The organism is Arenibacter echinorum (assembly GCF_003259375.1).
Lineage (GTDB): Bacteria > Bacteroidota > Bacteroidia > Flavobacteriales > Flavobacteriaceae > Arenibacter > Arenibacter echinorum.
On sequence record NZ_QLLN01000005.1, the window covers coordinates 189,382 to 208,208 of the forward strand.

An 18,827-nucleotide genomic window follows, 5' to 3' on the forward strand; every position below is an offset into this window, starting at 1 on the left:
CTCTAGCTTTGTGTGTTATTGTTAGATCCCAAAACCAAGGTAACGTGGTTGGAACGTTTTCTAATTCTATGTGCTCTTCCTTGTGGAGCAGGACGTAGTCTTTTCAACATACTTCCACCATCCACTCTGATTTCCTTAACAAAAAGTTCAGCTTCCTCAACACTTGCATCCTCATTCTTAGCTTGCCAGTTGGCTATTGCAGATAACAATAACTTCTCCAATCTACGTGATGATTCCTTTGAGTTGAATTTCAAAATAGCAAGCGCTTTTTCCACTTTTACACCTCTAACCAAATCCGCTACCAAGCGCATTTTTCTAGGGGAAGTAGGGCAATTATTCAATTTTGCAAACGCTATTTGCTGTTTTTCTGCCTTAATTCTTTCGGCCATTTGTTTTTTACGAACTCCCATAGCTTACTTTTTACCTTTATTTTTTGCTCCGGCATGACCCCTAAAAGATCTTGTTGGAGAAAATTCACCTAATTTGTGACCCACCATGTTTTCTGTTACAAAAACAGGTACAAATTGCTTTCCATTGTGAACCGCTATTGTCTGACCTACAAAATCAGGAGTAATCATAGAAGCTCTAGACCATGTCTTAATGACTGCCTTTTTACCAGATTCAACGTTGTTTTGGACTTTTTTATCCAAACTATAGTGAACGTAAGGTCCTTTCTTTAATGAACGTGCCATTTCTTTCTACTTTTTATTTCTTTCTACGTTCTAAAATATATTTGTTGGTACTCTTGGTCTTGGAACGGGTCCTATATCCTTTAGCAGGAATTCCGTTTCTAGATCTAGGATGACCTCCAGAAGCCCTACCTTCTCCACCACCCATGGGGTGATCAACAGGGTTCATTGCAACTGGTCTTGTTCTTGGCCTTCTTCCCAACCATCTACTTCTACCAGCCTTACCTGACACCAATAATTGGTGATCAGAGTTAGATACGGCACCTATAGTGGCCAAACAATCCGCTAAAACCAATCTGGTTTCACCCGATGGCAATTTAATGGTAACAAACTTACCGTCCTTCGCCATTAACTGGGCAAATGTACCAGCACTTCTTGCCATTACAGCTCCCTGACCAGGACGTAATTCAATTCCAGATATGATAGTACCCAAAGGTATTTCACTCAAAGGAAGTGCATTCCCGATTTCTGGAGCAACCCCGGCACCAGAAGATACTTCTTGCCCTACTTGTAAACCATTAGGAGCAATAATATATCTCTTTTCACCATCAGCATACGCCAATAAAGCTATAAAAGCTGTTCTGTTGGGATCGTACTGAATTGATTCGACAGTGGCAGCAACATCTTGCTTATCCCTTTTGAAATCAATTACACGATACCTTCTTTTATGACCTCCACCTTTTTGGCGTATGGTCATTTTTCCTTGACTGTTTCTACCTCCCGACTTTTTTAACGGAGCAAGCAAGCTTTTTTCCGGCTTATCAGTAGTAATGGCGTCAAATCCGTTTACTACTCTAAAACGCTGCCCAGGAGTGATTGGTTTTAATTTTCTAACTGACATTTTTTGTCTTTATAGATTACTGTAAAAATCAATAATATCTCCTTCTGCTACATCAACAATGGCTTTTTTGAAACCACTTGTCTTTCCGTGCTGTACACCGGTCTTGGTGTAACGCGACTTGCGCGAAGGACCATAATTCATTGTTCGAACTTTCTCAACAGAAACACCATAAGTAGCTTCTACCGCTTCCTTGACCTGAATCTTGTTGGCTTTTGGATCAACAAGAAAACCATAACGATTGTGTAACTCGCTATCAGCAGTCATTTTTTCCGTAATAATTGGCTTTATCAACACACCCATGGTTCGCTTATTTAATTAAGTTCGATTCGATTCCTTCCAAAGAACCTTCCAACAACACTAGGTTGTTAGCATTTAATATTTTGTAAGTGCTTAATTCTGAGTTAGTTATAACCTCAGAACGCTCTAAATTGCGTGAGGACAAATATACGTTATTATTTGAATCACCCAACACAATTAAGGATTTTTTATTCTCCAAGCCCAAAGACTTTAAAAATTGCTTAAAATCCTTAGTTTTTGGGGCTTCAAAATTAAAGTCCTCAACCACCATTATAGCATTATCTTTTGACTTCAATGTTAAGGCAGACCTTCTGGCCAAACGCTTAACATTTTTGTTCAATTTTTGCTTATAATCCTTTGGTCTTGGTCCAAATATACGTCCACCACCTCTAAACACCGGAGACTTAATACTACCCGCACGAGCAGTACCTGTACCCTTTTGTTTTTTGATCTTTCTTGTACTACCTGCTATTTCAGCACGCTCTTTTGATTTGTGCGTACCCTGTCTTTGGTGTGCCAAATATTGTTTAACATCCAAATAAACAGCATGATTGTTTGGTTCTATTGCGAATACAGCGTCCGAAAGCTCAACCTTTCTACCTGTTTCTTTTCCCTTAATATCTAAAACTGCTACCTTCATTACTTCTCAATAGTTACGTAAGCGTTCTTATGACCAGGAACACAACCTTTTACTACTAAAAGGTTCTTTTCTGGAACAATTTTCAATACTCTCAAGTTCTGAACGGTAACTCTATCAGTACCCATTCTACCAGCCATTTTCATTCCCTTAAAAACTCTTGCAGGATATGAAGCAGCACCAATGGAACCTGGAGCTCTTAACCTATTGTGCTGACCGTGGGTTGATTGACCAACACCGGCAAAGCCGTGTCTTTTAACAACACCTTGAAAACCTTTACCTTTTGAGGTACCGATTACATCAACAAATTCTCCTTCTACAAAAAGATCTACTCCAAGAGTATCCCCTAATTTGTGCGCACCTTCTTCAAAATACCTGAATTCCATGACTTTTTTCTTAGGAGAAGCTCCTGCTTTTTTAAAGTGACCTGTAGCCGCTTTATTAGCACGTTTTTCTGCCTTGTCATCGAAACCAAGCTGAAGGGCATTGTACCCGTCGACCTCTGCGGTTCTGACTTGGGTAACTACGCATGGTCCAGCTTCGATTACTGTACATGGAATATTCTTTCCATTTTCATCGAAAATGCTGGTCATACCTATTTTTCTACCTATTAACCCAGACATATTTATAATTGATTATTAATTAATTACTATTTAAATTATCGACAAAAAAACAGGGTCAAAAAATAATTCAACCCTGAATATATTTTTTTCCGTTTTTCCTTCGCGAAACGCTCGGGACATGTCTTTCATAATTTCGAATTATGAATTCCGAAATCAGAACTAAACCTTGATCTCAACCTCAACACCACTAGGAAGTTCCAACTTCATTAAGGCATCGATAGTCTTTGATGAAGAGCTGTAAATATCCAAAAGTCTTTTGTAAGAACTTAATTGGAACTGCTCTCTTGCTTTCTTATTTACGTGCGGTGAACGCAAAACCGTAAATATTTTCTTATGTGTTGGCAAAGGAATTGGTCCAGTTACCACCGCACCTGTAGTCTTTACCGTTTTTACGATCTTCTCAGCAGATTTATCTACCAAGTTATGGTCGTACGACTTTAATTTAATTCTAATTTTTTGACTCATCTTAGTACGATTTAAGCTGTTAATCCTTTTGCTTTTTTGATAACCGCTTCCGAAATATTGGAAGGAGTCTCAGCATAATGTGAAAATTCCATTGTTGAAGTTGCTCTACCTGAAGACAAAGTTCTTAAAGAAGTAACATATCCAAACATTTCGGATAAAGGCACTTCACCCTTAATTACTTTGGCTCCGGCTCTATCATCCATATTGGTAACAACTCCCCTTCTACGGTTAAGATCTCCTACGATATCTCCCATGTTTTCTTCTGGAGTTAGAACCTCCATTTTCATGATCGGTTCCATTATTATTGCTCCAGCAGCCTTACCAGCAGCTTTATAACCCATTTTCGCAGCCAATTCAAAAGATAGTGCATCGGAATCCACAGGGTGGAAAGATCCATCCTTTAAAATCACCTTCATTCTATCCATTTCAAAACCGGCCAATGGACCATTCTTCATAGCGGCAGCAAATCCTTTTTGAACAGGACCTACAAATTCTTTTGGAATACGACCACCTTTAATTTCATCAACAAACTGTAAACCAGTACCAACAAAATCATCATCAGCAGGCCCCATCTCAAAGACGATATCACCAAATTTACCACGACCACCGGATTGCTTTTTATAAACCTCCCTATGTGCAGCAGTTTTCGTTAACGCCTCCTTGTATTCAACTTGTGGCTCTCCTTGATTTACCTCAACCTTAAACTCACGTCTTAAACGGTCAACAATAATGTCCAAGTGAAGCTCACCCATACCAGAGATAATAGTCTGGCCTGAAGCTTCATCAGTTTTTACCTGGAAAGTAGGATCTTCTTCAGCCAATTTAGCCAAAGCCATACCTAATTTATCCACATCCACCTTAGTTTTAGGCTCAACAGCAATACCAATTACCGGGTCAGGAAAATTCATACTTTCCAATACTATTGGATGTTTTTCATCCGACAAAGTATCCCCTGTCTTAATATCCTTAAAACCTACAGCTGCACCTATATCCCCAGCTTCAATAAAATCTACCGCATTTTGCTTATTGGCGTGCATTTGGTAAATTCTGGAAATACGCTCTTTGTTACCTGAACGATTGTTCAACACATAAGAACCTGCATCCAATCTACCTGAATATGCTCTAAAGAATGCCAAACGACCAACAAATGGATCGGTAGCAATCTTAAATGCCAAAGCAGCAAACGGCTCCTTAACACTTGGCTTTCTAGACTCTGGTTTCTCAGTGTCAGGGTTAGTACCTGTAATCGCATCCTTATCCAATGGAGAAGGCAAATAGCGACAAACGGCATCCAATAAAAATTGAACTCCTTTATTTTTAAATGAGGAACCACATATCATAGGTATGATACTCATATCCATAACAGCAGCTCTCAAGGCAGCATGAACTTCATCTTCGGTAATGGAATCCTCATCTTCGAAGAATTTTTCCATTAAAGTTTCGTCATACTCAGCAACAGCTTCTATTAATTCAGCTCTGCGCGCCCTAACCTCTTCTTTCATATCTTCCGGAATAGCAACAACATCAAAAGTTGCTCCGAAATTATCCTCATGCCATACAATAGCCCTGTTTTTCACCAAATCCACAATACCTTTAAAGTCAGCCTCGTCTCCGATAGGCAAAACAATAGGCACTGCATTGGATCCCAACATGGTCTTAACTTGTTTGTTGACCATTAGGAAGTCAGCCCCCTGACGGTCCATTTTGTTAACAAAACCAATACGAGGAACTTTATAATTATCGGCCAATCTCCAGTTCGTTTCAGATTGTGGCTCAACACCATCAACCGCACTGAACAAGAATACCAAGCCATCCAATACACGCAGAGAACGGTTTACTTCAACCGTGAAATCCACGTGACCTGGGGTATCTATTACATTAAAGTGGTAGGATTGCGCATCTGCTGTTGGCTCCGCATTCTCCATAGGAAAAATCCACTCACAAGTCGTAGCAGCCGAAGTAATCGTAATACCACGCTCCTGCTCTTGCTCCATCCAGTCCATTGTGGCAGCACCATCATGAACCTCACCAATTTTATGACTCACACCAGTATAAAACAAGATACGTTCTGTCGTAGTTGTTTTACCTGCATCGATATGAGCAGCAATCCCAATATTTCTTGTTAATTTTAAATCTCTTGCCATTTCTGCTTATTAAAATCTAAAGTGGGAGAATGCTTTGTTCGCTTCTGCCATTTTATGGGTATCTGTTCTTTTCTTAACCGCAGCACCTTCTTCTTTTGCTGCAGCCAAAATTTCTCCTGCTAATTTTTGCGACATTGCCTTTTCGTTTCTCTTACGAGCATAACTAATAAGCCATTTCATAGCGGTTGAAATCTTACGATCTGGTCTGATCTGCATAGGAATCTGAAATGTAGCACCACCTACCCTTCTACTTCTTACCTCAACATGAGGCATAACATTGGACAATGCATCTTTCCAAAGTTCCAATGCGGTTTTTTCTTCGTCTGTCTTTTTCTCTTCTACGATATCAATAGCATCGTAAAAAACTTTAAAGGCTATGGACTTCTTACCATCCCACATCATCATATTAACAAAACGGGTCACCAATTGGTCATTAAACCTTGGATCTGGTAAAAGTGGTCTCTTTTTTGCCTGCTTTTTTCTCATTTCTTCTTTTTGAGTTAATGGTCAATAGTCATATATTAAAAGCACTTAGCATTTAATATGCAACCTTTAACAAATTTTTACTTCTTAGGGCGTTTTGCTCCGTATTTAGATCTACGTTGTGTCCTTCCAGCAACACCTGCTGTATCCAAGGCACCTCTAACGATATGATACCTAACTCCTGGCAAATCCTTTACCCTTCCGCCTCTTACTAATACTATCGAGTGCTCTTGTAAATTGTGACCCTCACCTGGTATGTAAGCGTTAACTTCCTTCCCGTTGGTCAACCTTACCCTTGCAACTTTACGCATTGCAGAGTTTGGTTTCTTAGGAGTGGTAGTATAAACACGTGTACATACACCTCTTCTTTGAGGACACGAATCCAAAGCAGCCGATTTACTCTTCTTAGTAATCGTGACTCTTCCTTTTCGTACTAATTGTGAAATTGTTGGCATACTATTTTTGTATAATAAAAACTTAACCCCTCTTTTAAGGGCTGGCAAATGTAGTAATTATTCACAATAATTCAAACCCTACGCTATTTATTTTTTATATTTTTTATCCGCAACATATTCACTAGCTCAGAATTAGATCCAATTGCACCTTTTAATAAAGATTCAAAAGAACCAAAAATGAATAATTGGGATTGCGAAATTTGAATCAAAACACGTTTAAAACCAAGAATATTTACCATAAAAACTATCGATGTTTTAACAGATTATCAGCTTAATCGATTAATCATAAAAGATAACTCAATCCAAAGCCCAAATAACCCTCCAAAATTGTGATTATTGCGAAATTGTCAATATATTAACTTATTTATTGAAAAAAAATCCTACAAAAAAGTCAGAGCAATGTTTTAAATGTAAAATTATCACGTATTTATGTGTTAAAAATGCATTCTTTAACGCCTAAACTGCCATTTTTAACACTTTTTTATTATGCGTGCATAATAAACTGATCCGAAAAGTTGTTTTATTAACAGGGATTTAAGATTTTTGCAGTTGCTAATTCAAATAAACATAAAATGAAAACAAAGTTAAGTGGAATCCTAACGCTGTTTCTAGCGTTGATTGTGCAATTATCCTTTGCACAAGAAAAAACGGTTTCAGGTACGGTTACGGACCAAGACGGTCTGCCTCTACCTGGAGTGAATATCCTGGTAGAAGGTACGACGACAGGAACCCAATCCGATTTTGATGGACTTTATTCCATCAATGCTAGCGTGGGCGAGGTTTTGGTATTCTCATATATAGGCCAGAAAAATGTTAGAATGACCATAGGCGCCAGCAATACCATAGACGTGCAAATGGAGGAAGATGCACAGGCATTGGAAGAAGTGGTTGTTACGGCATTCGGGATTAAAAGAAAGCCAAAATCCTTAGGGTATTCGGTTGCATCCGTAAAATCGGAAGATATAACAGAGAATTCCGAACCAGATCTTATACGTTCCCTTAACGGTAAAGTACCTGGAGTTGATGTTAACGTTTCAACAGGGGTTGCCGGAGCTGCTAACAAAATCAATATTCGTGGAACAACTTCATTTCAAGGAGGAAACCAACCATTATTTGTTGTAGATGGTACTCCTTATAGTAATGATGAACTGGAAACCTCCGATCAGGTTACCGATAGTGGTGGTAGCTATGAATCTGGGATATCCTCTTTGGACCCAAATGACATTGCCAATGTTGAAGTGCTAAAAGGCGCTGTGGCTGCGGCACTATACGGTTCCAGAGCCGTTAACGGGGTTATTGTTATCACAACAAAATCGGGTCAGTCGGGCGGATTTTCAAATAAGAAATTTGAAGTCTCCCTGAATAGCGGGCTTTATTTTGAAAAAATAGCCAACCTTCCAGAATACCAAAATACATACGGTAACGGTACTAACTTCAATTACAATAATGCCAACGGTTCTTGGGGTGCTAGATTTGACTCCCTAGAAACTATTCCCACCTGGGGACCGCTTTTAGCTGCTTTCCCAGATTTATTTGGACCAACTGTTCCCTATGTAGCACAACCGAACAATGTGAAGGATTTGTTCAGGACCGGTATTGTCCGTGATAATTCAATTAACGTAAGCACGGCAAACGAAAATTCCAATTTTAGCCTGACACTTTCTAATCTTGATCAAGAAGGATATATCCCTTATAACACATACAAAAGGACCAATATTTCCACAGGGGGTAATTTTAAATTGGAAAATGGTTTAAGGGTCGGAGCCAATTTAAGTTATTCCGATAGTGAACAAGTAGGTGCTTTCTTTGGGGAAAATCAATTTGCCGGAGCAGCTTCCTCCTTTGCAAGAACAATGGTGCTTGGAAGGACATGGGATTTCAACTTACCCTATGAGCACCCAGTGACCGGTGCACCTGTAGTTCCAAATGGCGGTTATGACCACCCTTTATGGTCATGGAAACACAACCAGATCATAAGTAGTGTTAATAGAACTGTTGCCAATGTGAATTTTTCTTATGATTTTAACGACCACATTAATGCGAGATATCAATTAGGTATAAACAAGTATGACTTGGGTAGGGTTGAAATCACTGACAAAGGTTCTAGGGCAGCTGCTGGTATAGGCCAAGTAAGAACCCAAGATTACGACAGTGAAGAAATTGAATCTACATTCCTATTAACCTTTAATTATGATTTGGCCCAAGATCTGAACCTAAACTTATTGGTGGGGAACAATGTTAACCAAAAATCCACACACGACGTTGGATATACCGGTACAGGCCTTATCGCTGATGATATATTTACCATTAAAAATACTGCCAACGTAACGGCAGACTTTAATGATACTACGAGAAAAAGAATAGTGGGTGTTTTTGGTGATATGGGGCTAAGCTATAAGGATTATTTATTCTTAAATGCCACTGCCAGAAATGACTGGTCTTCAACCTTACCGAAAAATGGCAACAGTTTCTTATATCCATCCGTTTCCTCATCATTTATTTTTACCGATGCCTTTGACATTGGTGGCGATATACTTAACTACGGTAAAATTAGAGGGGGATGGGCCAACGTTGGCCGTGATGCCGATGCATACCAAATCAACAAAGTATTTGGCCTAGGCGACGTATATGCCGGACAACCTGTTGTATTTGTACCAACCACCTTGGGGAATCCCGACTTGGTTCCTGAAAACACAGAGGAATTCGAAATTGGTGCTGATCTAGAGTTTTTCAATAGACGTGTTATGATTGATTTCACTTGGTACCAGAAGACGACGACCGACTTGATTTCTGAAGTAAATGTTCCGACATCTACAGGTTACACCTCATTCTTGACCAATATAGGTGAAATGGAAAACAAGGGAGTTGAAGTTGGATTGACACTGATACCCGTAAGAACCGAAAACTTTAGCTGGACGTCCTTTACTTCATTTACCAAAAACAAAAATGAAGTTAAAGATTTGATTGATGGATTGGAAAGATTTCCCATTGATGTTAACCAGATTGCCTATGTTCAAAAAGGACAGCCATATGGTGTTTTTTATGGCACGGCTTTCGCCAGGGATGAAGAGGGCAACTATCTTATTGAAGAAGGGAGCGGTGGTATTCTACAAGCTACATCAGATGCGGTTGTAGGAGACCCGACACCCGATTTTAAAATTGGGTTCACCAACACTTTTAAATATAAAACTCTAAGCCTGAGAGCTCAGGTTGATTGGAAAGAAGGAGGGGATTTTTCCTCATCAGGTTTGGCTGCATTATTGGGTAGAGGGGTAACCAAGGATACCGAAGATCGGGAACGCACCTTTATAATACCTGGTTTTTATGGAAACCCAACTACGGGAGAACCTATTTTGGACGGTTCAGGAAACAAAATTCCGAACACCACACAAATTACAATGAACAACCTATATTTCTCGCCTACCACCAGTGGTAATACTTTTGGTATTAACACAGTAGATGAGGGCACCATTTATGATGGTACCGTGTTTAGGTTAAGAGAAGTTGCCTTGGCATACGATCTACCAAAAAGGTTTCTTGAGAAAACATTTATTGGTTCTTTATCCATCGCCCTAATTGGTAATAATCTTTGGTATTTTGCACCAAACGTACCTAAGTATACCAATTACGACCCAGACGTAACTGCCTATGGAGCATCCAACCTACAAGGCATTGAAACTCAATCTGCGCCAAGTTCCAAAAGATATGGTTTTAAGATTAATGTAACATTTTAATAAAAAGAACTATGAAAAATATATTCAAAATAAATCTGAAAGGCCGTACCATGTTCGCCGCAGCATTGGTATCCTTACTTTTCTATAATTGTAGTGACTATTTGGATGTGAATACAGATCCCAATAACCCTACGGTAGCACCCTTGGATCAGTTATTGACCAATATTGAAACTAATTTTAACGATATCACTGAATTTGAACTTTTTTCGGCAGAAATACTTTCTGCCTATGTACACCAATTTACGTACCGTGAAGAACAAGATCAATACGGAACAAGGCAAGATAATTCCAATATACAGAATACATGGGACAATGCCTATTCCGTATTTGGCGAAACAGACATCATCATTAACCAAGGGACCGAGGAAAATGAAATGATCATGGTAGGTATGGCGAAAATTATCAAAGCATATACCGCAACCATTATTGTAAACATATGGGGTGATGCTCCATTTACTGAGGCGGCTCAATTAGCCGATGGTTTAGTGAGCCCTGTATTCGATAAACAAGAAGATATCTACCAAAATGCCCTAACATTGATCGACGAAGGCATTGCGAACATCAATAGTGGCCAAGGTATAAATCCTGGTACCCAAGATCTATTTTATGGTGGTAGCATAACTCAATGGACTAGGTTTGCCAATACCCTTAAACTAAAGCTCTATAATGAAATTAGATTGTCAAGCATGTTTGATGCCGGTAAGCTGAGCGCCTTGGTCGCAGCAGATAATTTCATGTCCGGAATTGCAGATGATTTTGAATATCCATATTCAACAACACAATCCCCTTCTGACGAAAGAAATCCCCTATACACTGATTCTTATTTGGCTGGACAGGCTACGCATTATGCCAGTCCTTGGTTCTATGAGATCTTAAAAGGGTGGAACCCAAACATTCACAATGGAGTGGCTGATCCAAGATTGCCCTACTATTTCTTTAATCAATTAACCCCTGGACAATTGCCTCCAGATGTTGGGGATCCAACAACAGGTGATCCAAAAGCCGATTATTGGGATAAAAATACAGGATTCCATACCATTAGATTTGGTAGCGTAAGTGCCAATAGGGATTTTGCTTCCAGAAATTCTTCGACCTATCCAGGAATATATCCTGCAGGGGGTAAATACGATGATGGTCAAGGTGGAGCCGCCGATACCAATGCAGGGACAGGTGCTGCTCCCCACAGAATGCTAACATATCATGAATTTTTATTTATTCAGGCCGAATTAATTCAGGCAAGCTTGATCGCTGGGGATGCGAAGGCAAAATTGGAAGAAGCCATGACCGCTGCTTTTGCAAAAGTAGATCAGGTAGTCAGCAATTCAGAAACAAGTCAATCTGTCCCAAAACTTATCGGCTCTACTGGAGTATCTAATTTTATCGATGGCATTTTGGTCGAATTTGATGCGGCTTCCGATGCAAAGAAAATGGAAATTATCATGACCCAAAAATGGGTGTCCACCTTTGGTGACCCCTACGATCAGTACAATGATTACAGAAGAACAGGCTACCCTATTTTGGCTAACCCCAATGGACCCTCTCCTGAATACCAATTGGACAATGGAGATGCTTGGCCATTAAATGACAGTGAAACAACATTGACAAGACCGTACCAGGTTTCCCTATTCTGGCCACAAGCCGAATTGAACGTTAATGAGAATGCACCTGCCCAGAAGGATGCTACGACCTATAAAATATTTTGGGATAATTAATAGATAAAATTCATAACATGAAAAACATATATATATTAAGCCTTTTTTTAGCCCTATTTGTGCTAAATACGTCTTGTGATGATGACGGAGGCACTTCGGCAATCACTACGACCAATGGTGCCCTACCCGATTTTAAAATGGTAGCTGGAAGCCCTGATTTTATTGATCTTACAGGAATAACTAATCTAAACCTACAGTTCACAGTTGGTGTAGGTGTAGGAGAACCTACATCCTTTGACCTAAAGGCGTACTACCTTACTGTAGATGGTGATTTGTACGGACCAATTACCTTGGATGCCGGGGTTACCGAATACCCTAAGGAGTATTCAATTACTGGGACCCAAATAATAGGTGCCTTTTCAGAACTAAATAGTGCTGCTGACATACAAGTAGGAGATGTCCTTAAATTTTTTACATCCTATACCTTTAAAGATGGCTCCAAACTTGAAGTTCTTAATAGTAAAGGAGAACCAAATTATTATGCTGCAGATTTCAACGCTTACACGAATTTCACAGTCAAATTGGATTATGTTGTATCCTGTAAATCAAATTTGGGAGGAACCCATACATACGTTACGACCAATCTGCAAGCAGCCAACAGTCCTACAGCCTGTCCTACCGGAGAGGTCACTGGAACTGTTACATGGACCGACCAGGGTGGAGGTACTTACCTCACTTCCGACCTAGGTTTTGGCCAATACGAATCATCATGCTGGAACGATGGCCCAGCCACAAGTGGTGGAGCCACTTTTAGCGAGGTTTGTGGTGAAATCATTTCCGGAGGCCTCGACCAATATGGTCTAGAATACATCTGGGTAATTACGGATGTAACCGGTCCTGAGTTAACCATGACATGGACTAATGACTATGGAGATTCTGGCACAGTTGTAATTACTAGGGAAGGCGGATTGGATTGGCCGCAATTATTTACCAGGTAACTCAGTATAAAATTAAAAAGCGGCCTTAGTGGCCGCTTTTTTTTATTTCATTCCTATTGTCTAAATAATTGATCTGTAAAAAATTAATATTTTTATTAAAAACGAAATTTTCACTAATGTCAAAGTTTATTGGCTCCATACTAATTTCTGTGTTTTTCTTGTTTATAATGGGATGTTCTAATGAAGGACCAACTAACACCAATACTCCAGAACCAGATCCTATCACAGCTATAGACACTATTAAAATTCCAAACAATAACACTCTAGGAACTATTAAATACAGCTCTGAAGTTTACGCTGGATACACCTTATTCACTATCCACAAGGACACCTATTTAATAAACAACTGCGGGCAAGTTATTAATCATTGGATCAGCGATTATGATAGAGGTGGTGCTTATTATTTACTAGAGGACGGTTCCTTGCTTAGAGCAGGGAAATACGACAATCCAAATATCACCTATGGCGGGTTGGGCGGAATAATAGAAAAATTTGATTGGAATGGAGACAAAACGTGGCAATATATCTACTCTACCTCCCTATATAGCCAACACCACGGACTTTACCCCATGGAAAATGGCAATATCTTATTATTGGCCGCGACAAGGAAAACATATGAAGAGGCTATTGCAGCAGGCCGGGACCCACAATATATAACCGAAGGTGAATTATATAATGAACAGGTCATAGAAATAGAACCTCAAGGTAATAACGGCGGCAATATTGTTTGGGAATGGAATGCTTGGGATCATTTAATACAAGACCTTGATAGCACCAAAGAAAACTTTGGCAGTATTTCATTAAATCCTCAATTGATCAATATTAATTTTTTAGGGATTTCGACGGGAGAAAAAGATTGGCTTCATTTTAACTCCTTACAATTTAACGAGTCTTTGGATCAAATTATATTAAGTTCACAAAAATTGAATGAAATATATATAATTGACCATTCTACCTCAAAGGAAGAAGCCGCTACAAACAATGGAGGAAGGATGGGCAAAGGAGGAGATATTTTATATAGATGGGGGAATCCCATAGCCTACAATCAAGGTTCGGAAATGAACCAATTATTGTTTGGACAGCACAATGCACAATGGATTGACAAAGGCCTTAAAGATCAAGATAAAATTATTTTATTCAACAACGGTACCGGTAGAAACCCCAATCATTCGTCTATTGATATCATTATACCACCCGTTGATTCTTTTGGAAATTACATCTATGATGAAGAATCCTCTTTTGGACCAATACAGCCTGAATGGTCCTATAAAGCACCCAATAAAGGGGATTTTTTTTCCAAAATATTATCTAGTGTACAAAGGTTACCAAACGGCAACACTTTGATTTGTGAGGGAACCAAAGGTAAAATTTTTGAGATTAATTCCAACAATGAAATTGTATGGGAATACATTAACCCGGAAACAAATTCGGGCCAGATATTACATCAAGGCGAAGAACCCATCAGCAATATATTTATGGCTCTTAAATACAGTGAGAATTTCCCTGGATTTTCAAATAAAAATATTGCACCGGGCGATCCTATTGAGCTTAATTTTAATATTGGGAACTGTAGTCAATAGATTTTCTAATTACAAAAACAAAAAGACATTGTAGGATGTCCTTTTTTTCTACCTTTACCCCATGAAGAACACCGAACAAATTTATGGCATCAGAGCCGTAATAGAAGCCATAAAATCCAATGAACCAATAGACAAGGTTTTTATACAGAAAGGATTAAAGGGAGATCTGTCCAAGGATATGGAAACACTGATCCGCAAAAACGGTATTACCGCTTCCTATGTGCCCATTGAAAAATTAAACAGACTTACAAAGAGTAACCATCAGGGCGTTGTTGCCAATATATCCCCCATCACTTTTTTAACCGTGGAAGAATTGGTTGAAAAGACTTTGGAGACAAAGACAACTCCCCTTTTCCTATTATTGGACCAACTTTCAGATGTGCGCAACTTTGGAGCCATCATCAGAACGGCAGAATGTACAGGAGTAGACGGAATCATAATTCAGAAAAAAGGGGCTGCCCCGGTGACTGCAGATACCATTAAAACCTCTGCAGGAGCGGCTTTTCGCGTACCTATTGCCAAGATAGACCACATAAAGGATGCCGTATTCTATTTACAGGCTTCCGGAATAAAGGTTATTGCCGCAACCGAAAAAACAGATAACACCATATATGAGGTTTCCTTTAAGGAACCTTGTGCCATTATTATGGGCTCCGAGGATGTAGGCATCTCCCCATCCATTCTAAAGGCCGCGGACCATATGGCAAAGCTACCTTTATTGGGAGAGATAGGTTCCCTTAATGTCTCGGTAGCTTGTGGAGTTTTCCTTTACGAAGCGGTAAGGCAGCGACAGGAATTGTAGAATTAACCAATAAGCACGTCAAAAGCCTCAGAAGTTATTCCAAATTCAAAAAGATCTGAACTGTAAAATGTTCAATTTCTTTCTTGGTGGGAAATTCACTAATTTGTCTAATAATCTTCTTTCTCTTCTCCTGAATCTTTTTTGAAATGATATTTAATTACAATATCTTCCTCTTGGACAGGAGGCCTGCTCTCAATAAAATTCCCGTGTTCATCAAAATGTTTTAGAAATTCATCCTCTTCCTCATTATAATCCTCCTTCTCCCAATCATATTTTTTCAATTTTGGAAGCGGGACCTTCATGGCAAAGGCTAAAAATATACCCGTGAGAAATCCACCCAAATGACCTTCCCAAGAAATACCATCCTCAACAGGAAAAATATACCACAACAAACTACCATAGATAAAAACCACCATCAAGGATAGGGCTACCAAGCGGTAATGCTTGGATAGAATTCCTTTAAAAAAAATAAAACTCACCAATACATAAATCAATCCACTGACTCCAATATGATAGGATGGCCTTCCTATGAGCCAGGTTATAGCACCCGATAACAGAATTCCCCACAACAATACTTCAAGGGCTATATTCCTATAGAAATAAGAAAGGGATGCCGTAAGTATGGCAATTGGAATGGTATTATTATAAAGATGTTCTACGGACGAATGTATAAACGGACTAAAGACAATACCTCTAAGTCCCTTTAAGGTCCTTGGATAAATACCATAATCATTAAAATTGACCTGAAACCGAATTTCAAACCAATACACGGTCCAGATAGAAAGTACCGCCAACAATGGAAATACCATTACCCAGTTTGAAAATTTGAAATAATTGCTCTCTGTCATAACTGAAAAATAAAACTTAATTTAATAGTCCTTCTAATGCTCCTTAAAACATAAAGTTACTTTTAGCTCCCCTCTTGAGAGGGGAACTTATTCGATGCCACATTTCAACATTTTTAAAACCAATGGACAATGGTACTTAGTTGGAACTTTGTGAAAACACAAAATAACCAATACCAAGACTTTATAAAAATAGGACCCACTTGTCCGTCACAAAATACATAAAGCTACATTCAGCTCCCCTCTCAAGAGGGGAACTTATTTGATGCTATATTTCAACCTTATTAAAATCAATAGAAATATAAAACTTAATTCAATAGTCTGGCCAAGAATCCATTTTCGGATAAATTGTCATCCCCATAAATGTCTTATTTTTGTCCTATGAACGAGCCATTAGCAGAAAGGGTACGCCCCAAAACCTTGGAGGATTATATTAGCCAAAATCATTTGGTGGGAGAAAATGGGTCATTGACCCATCAAATAAAAAAAGGAATCCTACCATCATTGATTCTATGGGGGCCTCCTGGTACGGGGAAAACCACTTTGGCCAATATTATTGCCGAGACAAGTGGCCGTCCTTTTTATACCCTGAGTGCCATTAGTAGCGGTGTTAAAGATGTACGGGAAGTTATAGAAAAGGCGAAGCAAAGCGGAGGCCTGTTCACTACCAAAAACCCGATACTTTTTATTGATGAAATACATCGCTTTAGCAAATCACAGCAGGATTCCCTATTGGGGGCCGTGGAAAAAGGTTGGGTCACCCTTATCGGTGCCACCACCGAAAACCCGAGCTTCGAGGTAATTCCGGCCTTACTATCCCGGTGTCAGGTTTATATTCTAAACCCTTTTGGAAAGGAAGATCTTGAAGCTATGCTCCATAGGGCCATGGCAGAGGATAAATATTTGAAAACCAAAAAAATTAAACTCAAGGAAACCGAAGCCTTACTGCGTCTCTCTGGTGGTGATGGAAGAAAATTGCTAAACATCTTTGAGCTTATCATCAATTCGGAAGAAACGGATACTATAACCATTACCGATGATCTGGTTTTGAGTAAAATTCAGAAGAACACAGTTCTTTATGATAAAACCGGTGAGCAACATTACGACATTATCTCTGCTTTTATAAAATCGATAAGGGGAAGCGACCCCAATGCTGCGGTATATTGGTTGGCCAGGATGATAGAAGGCGGCGAGGATGTAAAGTTTATTGCAAGGCGCCTACTTATTTTAGCCTCCGAAGACATTGGCAATGCCAATCCTACAGCCCTGGTGATGGCGAATACTACTTTCCAAGCCGTTACTACCATAGGATATCCTGAAGCTAGGATTATATTGAGTCAGTGTGTCATCTATCTGGCCACATCGCCAAAAAGCAATGCCAGTTATATGGCCATCAACAAGGCCCAGCAAACCGTAAAACAAACAGGAGACCTATCCGTACCCTTGGCTTTGCGCAACGCGCCCACCAAACTAATGAAAGATTTGGGTTACGGGGAAGATTATAAATATGCCCATGATTATGAGAATAATTTTATAGCTGAAGAATTCATGCCCAAGGAAGTAGCCAAAACAAGCTTTTACCGCCCAGGCAACAATCAACGTGAAAATGCCATAAAGGATTTCCTAAAAAAACGGTGGAAAGATAAATATGACCTCTAAAATTTAATGTTCAGCTCCTGCCCCATTAATTTATCACCTTCGTAATATTCAAAGTACCATTTGTCCCCCTTTTTCAAAACCACACCATTGTGTACATCTCCTTCGCCAATAAAGAAATTGGCCTGTGAGGTAGCGTACATCCTCAATGTTATTTTAGGTGTACTGTCTACCAATTGAAATCCGTTTGCAATAACCTGCGCATATAACACCCCAGCCTCTTCTGTTTTATAATCTACATTCGGCAATGCCATAGCAGGATTATTTTCTGCCTTGGTAATATTGGACTGAACCGGTTCCATGCTTTTGTAGGACTGCTCCTCCAAGGTGGCCTTTTGTTCCACTACCGGGTTAGGTATATTTTGTTTTGGCGCTACACTGGCCTTCTCTTCAATTCTTTTAACATCATTTTTAAAGCTCACGCTGGGAGGTACATTATTTTCTGAAGGCTCAAATTTGTAACCAACCCCCGACAAAGACTTAAAACATTCCTTTATTGCCTCTGAAAAGGCAGACTTATAATCTTTCTCCTTGCTACTACCTTCCAACGTAGTGTAAACCACGTTAGATTGACAATCCTTGAGTACTAGGGTTACCTTGGTAGTAAACATGGATGAATCATCCTTAAGGTTCAAAAGCAGGCCAAGACATCTGTTGGCAACCAGATCCGCGGGCATATCATTGTCATAAACGGCTGTAAAGCCATTTTCGACAAGATTATATTTGATCATAGTACTAGTCTGATACTGATTTTCATTTTTAAAAGCTTCAAATTTGGTCGGAACTATAATGTACTTGTATTTGTTTAATTCGGCTTGTGACATGCCATAAAAGCCACACATTAAAATAAGGGGTAAAATAAAGTTTTTCATCATTTCAAATTTCATTGTTAGTGTTGATAATGCCGCCCGGTGCCCTTTGAATTT

Annotated in this window: 18 protein-coding genes; 6 read left to right on the top strand and 12 right to left on the bottom strand. The window is 39.3% G+C overall.

Going from position 1 to position 18,827, the window contains the following annotated elements:
* Positions 1-2: 2 nt before the first annotated feature.
* The 10 genes from rplV to rpsL all read right to left on the bottom strand — a co-directional run bounded on the left by rplV (position 3) and on the right by rpsL (position 6,634).
* Positions 3-410, bottom strand: coding sequence for a 50S ribosomal protein L22 (gene rplV, locus LV92_RS14115; RefSeq protein ID WP_103440712.1), 408 nt, complete (start codon positions 408-410; stop codon positions 3-5).
* A 3-nt stretch (positions 411-413) separates the two neighbouring features.
* Positions 414-692, bottom strand: a complete 279-nt coding sequence (gene rpsS / locus LV92_RS14120) for a 30S ribosomal protein S19 (RefSeq protein ID WP_103440713.1) — start codon at positions 690-692, stop codon at positions 414-416.
* Between the two features lie 13 nt (positions 693-705).
* Positions 706-1,530: a 50S ribosomal protein L2 gene (gene rplB, locus LV92_RS14125; RefSeq protein ID WP_111624289.1), complete on the bottom strand. Its 825-nt coding sequence runs from the start codon at positions 1,528-1,530 to the stop codon at positions 706-708.
* Between the two features lie 9 nt (positions 1,531-1,539).
* Positions 1,540-1,830, bottom strand: coding sequence for a 50S ribosomal protein L23 (gene rplW / locus LV92_RS14130; RefSeq protein WP_103440715.1), 291 nt, complete (start codon positions 1,828-1,830; stop codon positions 1,540-1,542).
* Between the two features lie 7 nt (positions 1,831-1,837).
* Entirely contained in the window at positions 1,838-2,467 is a 630-nt protein-coding gene (gene rplD, locus LV92_RS14135) for a 50S ribosomal protein L4 (RefSeq protein ID WP_031445114.1), read from the bottom strand.
* On the bottom strand, positions 2,467-3,087 hold the full coding sequence (gene rplC, locus LV92_RS14140) for a 50S ribosomal protein L3 (RefSeq protein ID WP_111624290.1): 621 nt from the start codon (positions 3,085-3,087) through the stop codon (positions 2,467-2,469). The genes rplD and rplC overlap by 1 nt, the downstream gene beginning before the upstream one ends.
* A 159-nt stretch (positions 3,088-3,246) precedes the next feature.
* Positions 3,247-3,552, bottom strand: a complete 306-nt coding sequence (gene rpsJ, locus LV92_RS14145; RefSeq protein ID WP_010230113.1) for a 30S ribosomal protein S10 — start codon at positions 3,550-3,552, stop codon at positions 3,247-3,249.
* Between the two features lie 11 nt (positions 3,553-3,563).
* Positions 3,564-5,696, bottom strand: coding sequence for an elongation factor G (gene fusA, locus LV92_RS14150; RefSeq protein ID WP_111624291.1), 2,133 nt, complete (start codon positions 5,694-5,696; stop codon positions 3,564-3,566).
* Between the two features lie 9 nt (positions 5,697-5,705).
* Entirely contained in the window at positions 5,706-6,182 is a 477-nt protein-coding gene (gene rpsG, locus LV92_RS14155; protein WP_111624292.1) for a 30S ribosomal protein S7, read from the bottom strand.
* Between the two features lie 77 nt (positions 6,183-6,259).
* Positions 6,260-6,634, bottom strand: a complete 375-nt coding sequence (rpsL, locus tag LV92_RS14160; protein ID WP_031445118.1) for a 30S ribosomal protein S12 — start codon at positions 6,632-6,634, stop codon at positions 6,260-6,262.
* A gap of 572 nt (positions 6,635-7,206) precedes the next feature.
* Here rpsL and LV92_RS14165 point away from each other — a divergent pair.
* From LV92_RS14165 to rlmB, 5 genes are all read left to right on the top strand, one after another.
* Positions 7,207-10,368: a SusC/RagA family TonB-linked outer membrane protein gene (locus LV92_RS14165; RefSeq protein ID WP_111624293.1), complete on the top strand. Its 3,162-nt coding sequence runs from the start codon at positions 7,207-7,209 to the stop codon at positions 10,366-10,368.
* Positions 10,369-10,379: 11 nt separating this feature from the next.
* On the top strand, positions 10,380-12,080 hold the full coding sequence (locus LV92_RS14170) for a SusD/RagB family nutrient-binding outer membrane lipoprotein (RefSeq protein ID WP_111624294.1): 1,701 nt from the start codon (positions 10,380-10,382) through the stop codon (positions 12,078-12,080).
* Between the two features lie 17 nt (positions 12,081-12,097).
* Positions 12,098-13,018 carry a hypothetical protein gene (locus LV92_RS14175; RefSeq protein WP_111624295.1) on the top strand — a complete coding sequence of 307 codons (921 nt, stop codon included), beginning with the start codon at positions 12,098-12,100 and terminating at the stop codon, positions 13,016-13,018.
* Between the two features lie 116 nt (positions 13,019-13,134).
* The gene (locus LV92_RS14180; RefSeq protein WP_111624296.1) at positions 13,135-14,598 is read left to right on the top strand and encodes an aryl-sulfate sulfotransferase; all 1,464 of its coding nucleotides are present in this window, start codon (positions 13,135-13,137) and stop codon (positions 14,596-14,598) included.
* Positions 14,599-14,659: 61 nt separating this feature from the next.
* Positions 14,660-15,400 (top strand): 23S rRNA (guanosine(2251)-2'-O)-methyltransferase RlmB, encoded by a 741-nt coding sequence (rlmB, locus tag LV92_RS14185; protein WP_111624297.1) that lies wholly within the window; start codon positions 14,660-14,662, stop codon positions 15,398-15,400.
* Between the two features lie 107 nt (positions 15,401-15,507).
* Here the strand turns inward: rlmB and LV92_RS14190 are convergent, their stop codons facing one another.
* Positions 15,508-16,248: a rhomboid family intramembrane serine protease gene (locus tag LV92_RS14190; RefSeq protein WP_111624298.1), complete on the bottom strand. Its 741-nt coding sequence runs from the start codon at positions 16,246-16,248 to the stop codon at positions 15,508-15,510.
* Positions 16,249-16,626: 378 nt separating this feature from the next.
* Here LV92_RS14190 and LV92_RS14195 point away from each other — a divergent pair, with 378 nt between their 5' ends.
* Positions 16,627-17,904, top strand: a complete 1,278-nt coding sequence (locus LV92_RS14195) for a replication-associated recombination protein A (protein WP_111624299.1) — start codon at positions 16,627-16,629, stop codon at positions 17,902-17,904.
* Here LV92_RS14195 and LV92_RS14200 read toward each other — a convergent pair.
* On the bottom strand, positions 17,901-18,788 hold the full coding sequence (locus LV92_RS14200; RefSeq protein WP_111624300.1) for a hypothetical protein: 888 nt from the start codon (positions 18,786-18,788) through the stop codon (positions 17,901-17,903). The two genes, LV92_RS14195 and LV92_RS14200, sit on opposite strands and share 4 nt — an antisense overlap.
* Between the last annotated feature and the right edge of the window lie 39 nt (positions 18,789-18,827).

Coding starts and splice junctions, on each gene's coding strand:
- rplV (WP_103440712.1), bottom strand. CDS start 410: ATGGGAGTTCGTAAAAAACAAATGGCCGAAAGAATTAAGGCAGAAAAA.
- rpsS (WP_103440713.1), bottom strand. CDS start 692: ATGGCACGTTCATTAAAGAAAGGACCTTACGTTCACTATAGTTTGGAT.
- rplB (WP_111624289.1), bottom strand. CDS start 1,530: ATGTCAGTTAGAAAATTAAAACCAATCACTCCTGGGCAGCGTTTTAGA.
- rplW (WP_103440715.1), bottom strand. CDS start 1,830: ATGGGTGTGTTGATAAAGCCAATTATTACGGAAAAAATGACTGCTGAT.
- rplD (WP_031445114.1), bottom strand. CDS start 2,467: ATGAAGGTAGCAGTTTTAGATATTAAGGGAAAAGAAACAGGTAGAAAG.
- rplC (WP_111624290.1), bottom strand. CDS start 3,087: ATGTCTGGGTTAATAGGTAGAAAAATAGGTATGACCAGCATTTTCGAT.
- rpsJ (WP_010230113.1), bottom strand. CDS start 3,552: ATGAGTCAAAAAATTAGAATTAAATTAAAGTCGTACGACCATAACTTG.
- fusA (WP_111624291.1), bottom strand. CDS start 5,696: ATGGCAAGAGATTTAAAATTAACAAGAAATATTGGGATTGCTGCTCAT.
- rpsG (WP_111624292.1), bottom strand. CDS start 6,182: ATGAGAAAAAAGCAGGCAAAAAAGAGACCACTTTTACCAGATCCAAGG.
- rpsL (WP_031445118.1), bottom strand. CDS start 6,634: ATGCCAACAATTTCACAATTAGTACGAAAAGGAAGAGTCACGATTACT.
- LV92_RS14165 (WP_111624293.1), top strand. CDS start 7,207: ATGAAAACAAAGTTAAGTGGAATCCTAACGCTGTTTCTAGCGTTGATT.
- LV92_RS14170 (WP_111624294.1), top strand. CDS start 10,380: ATGAAAAATATATTCAAAATAAATCTGAAAGGCCGTACCATGTTCGCC.
- LV92_RS14175 (WP_111624295.1), top strand. CDS start 12,098: ATGAAAAACATATATATATTAAGCCTTTTTTTAGCCCTATTTGTGCTA.
- LV92_RS14180 (WP_111624296.1), top strand. CDS start 13,135: ATGTCAAAGTTTATTGGCTCCATACTAATTTCTGTGTTTTTCTTGTTT.
- rlmB (WP_111624297.1), top strand. CDS start 14,660: ATGAAGAACACCGAACAAATTTATGGCATCAGAGCCGTAATAGAAGCC.
- LV92_RS14190 (WP_111624298.1), bottom strand. CDS start 16,248: ATGACAGAGAGCAATTATTTCAAATTTTCAAACTGGGTAATGGTATTT.
- LV92_RS14195 (WP_111624299.1), top strand. CDS start 16,627: ATGAACGAGCCATTAGCAGAAAGGGTACGCCCCAAAACCTTGGAGGAT.
- LV92_RS14200 (WP_111624300.1), bottom strand. CDS start 18,788: ATGAAATTTGAAATGATGAAAAACTTTATTTTACCCCTTATTTTAATG.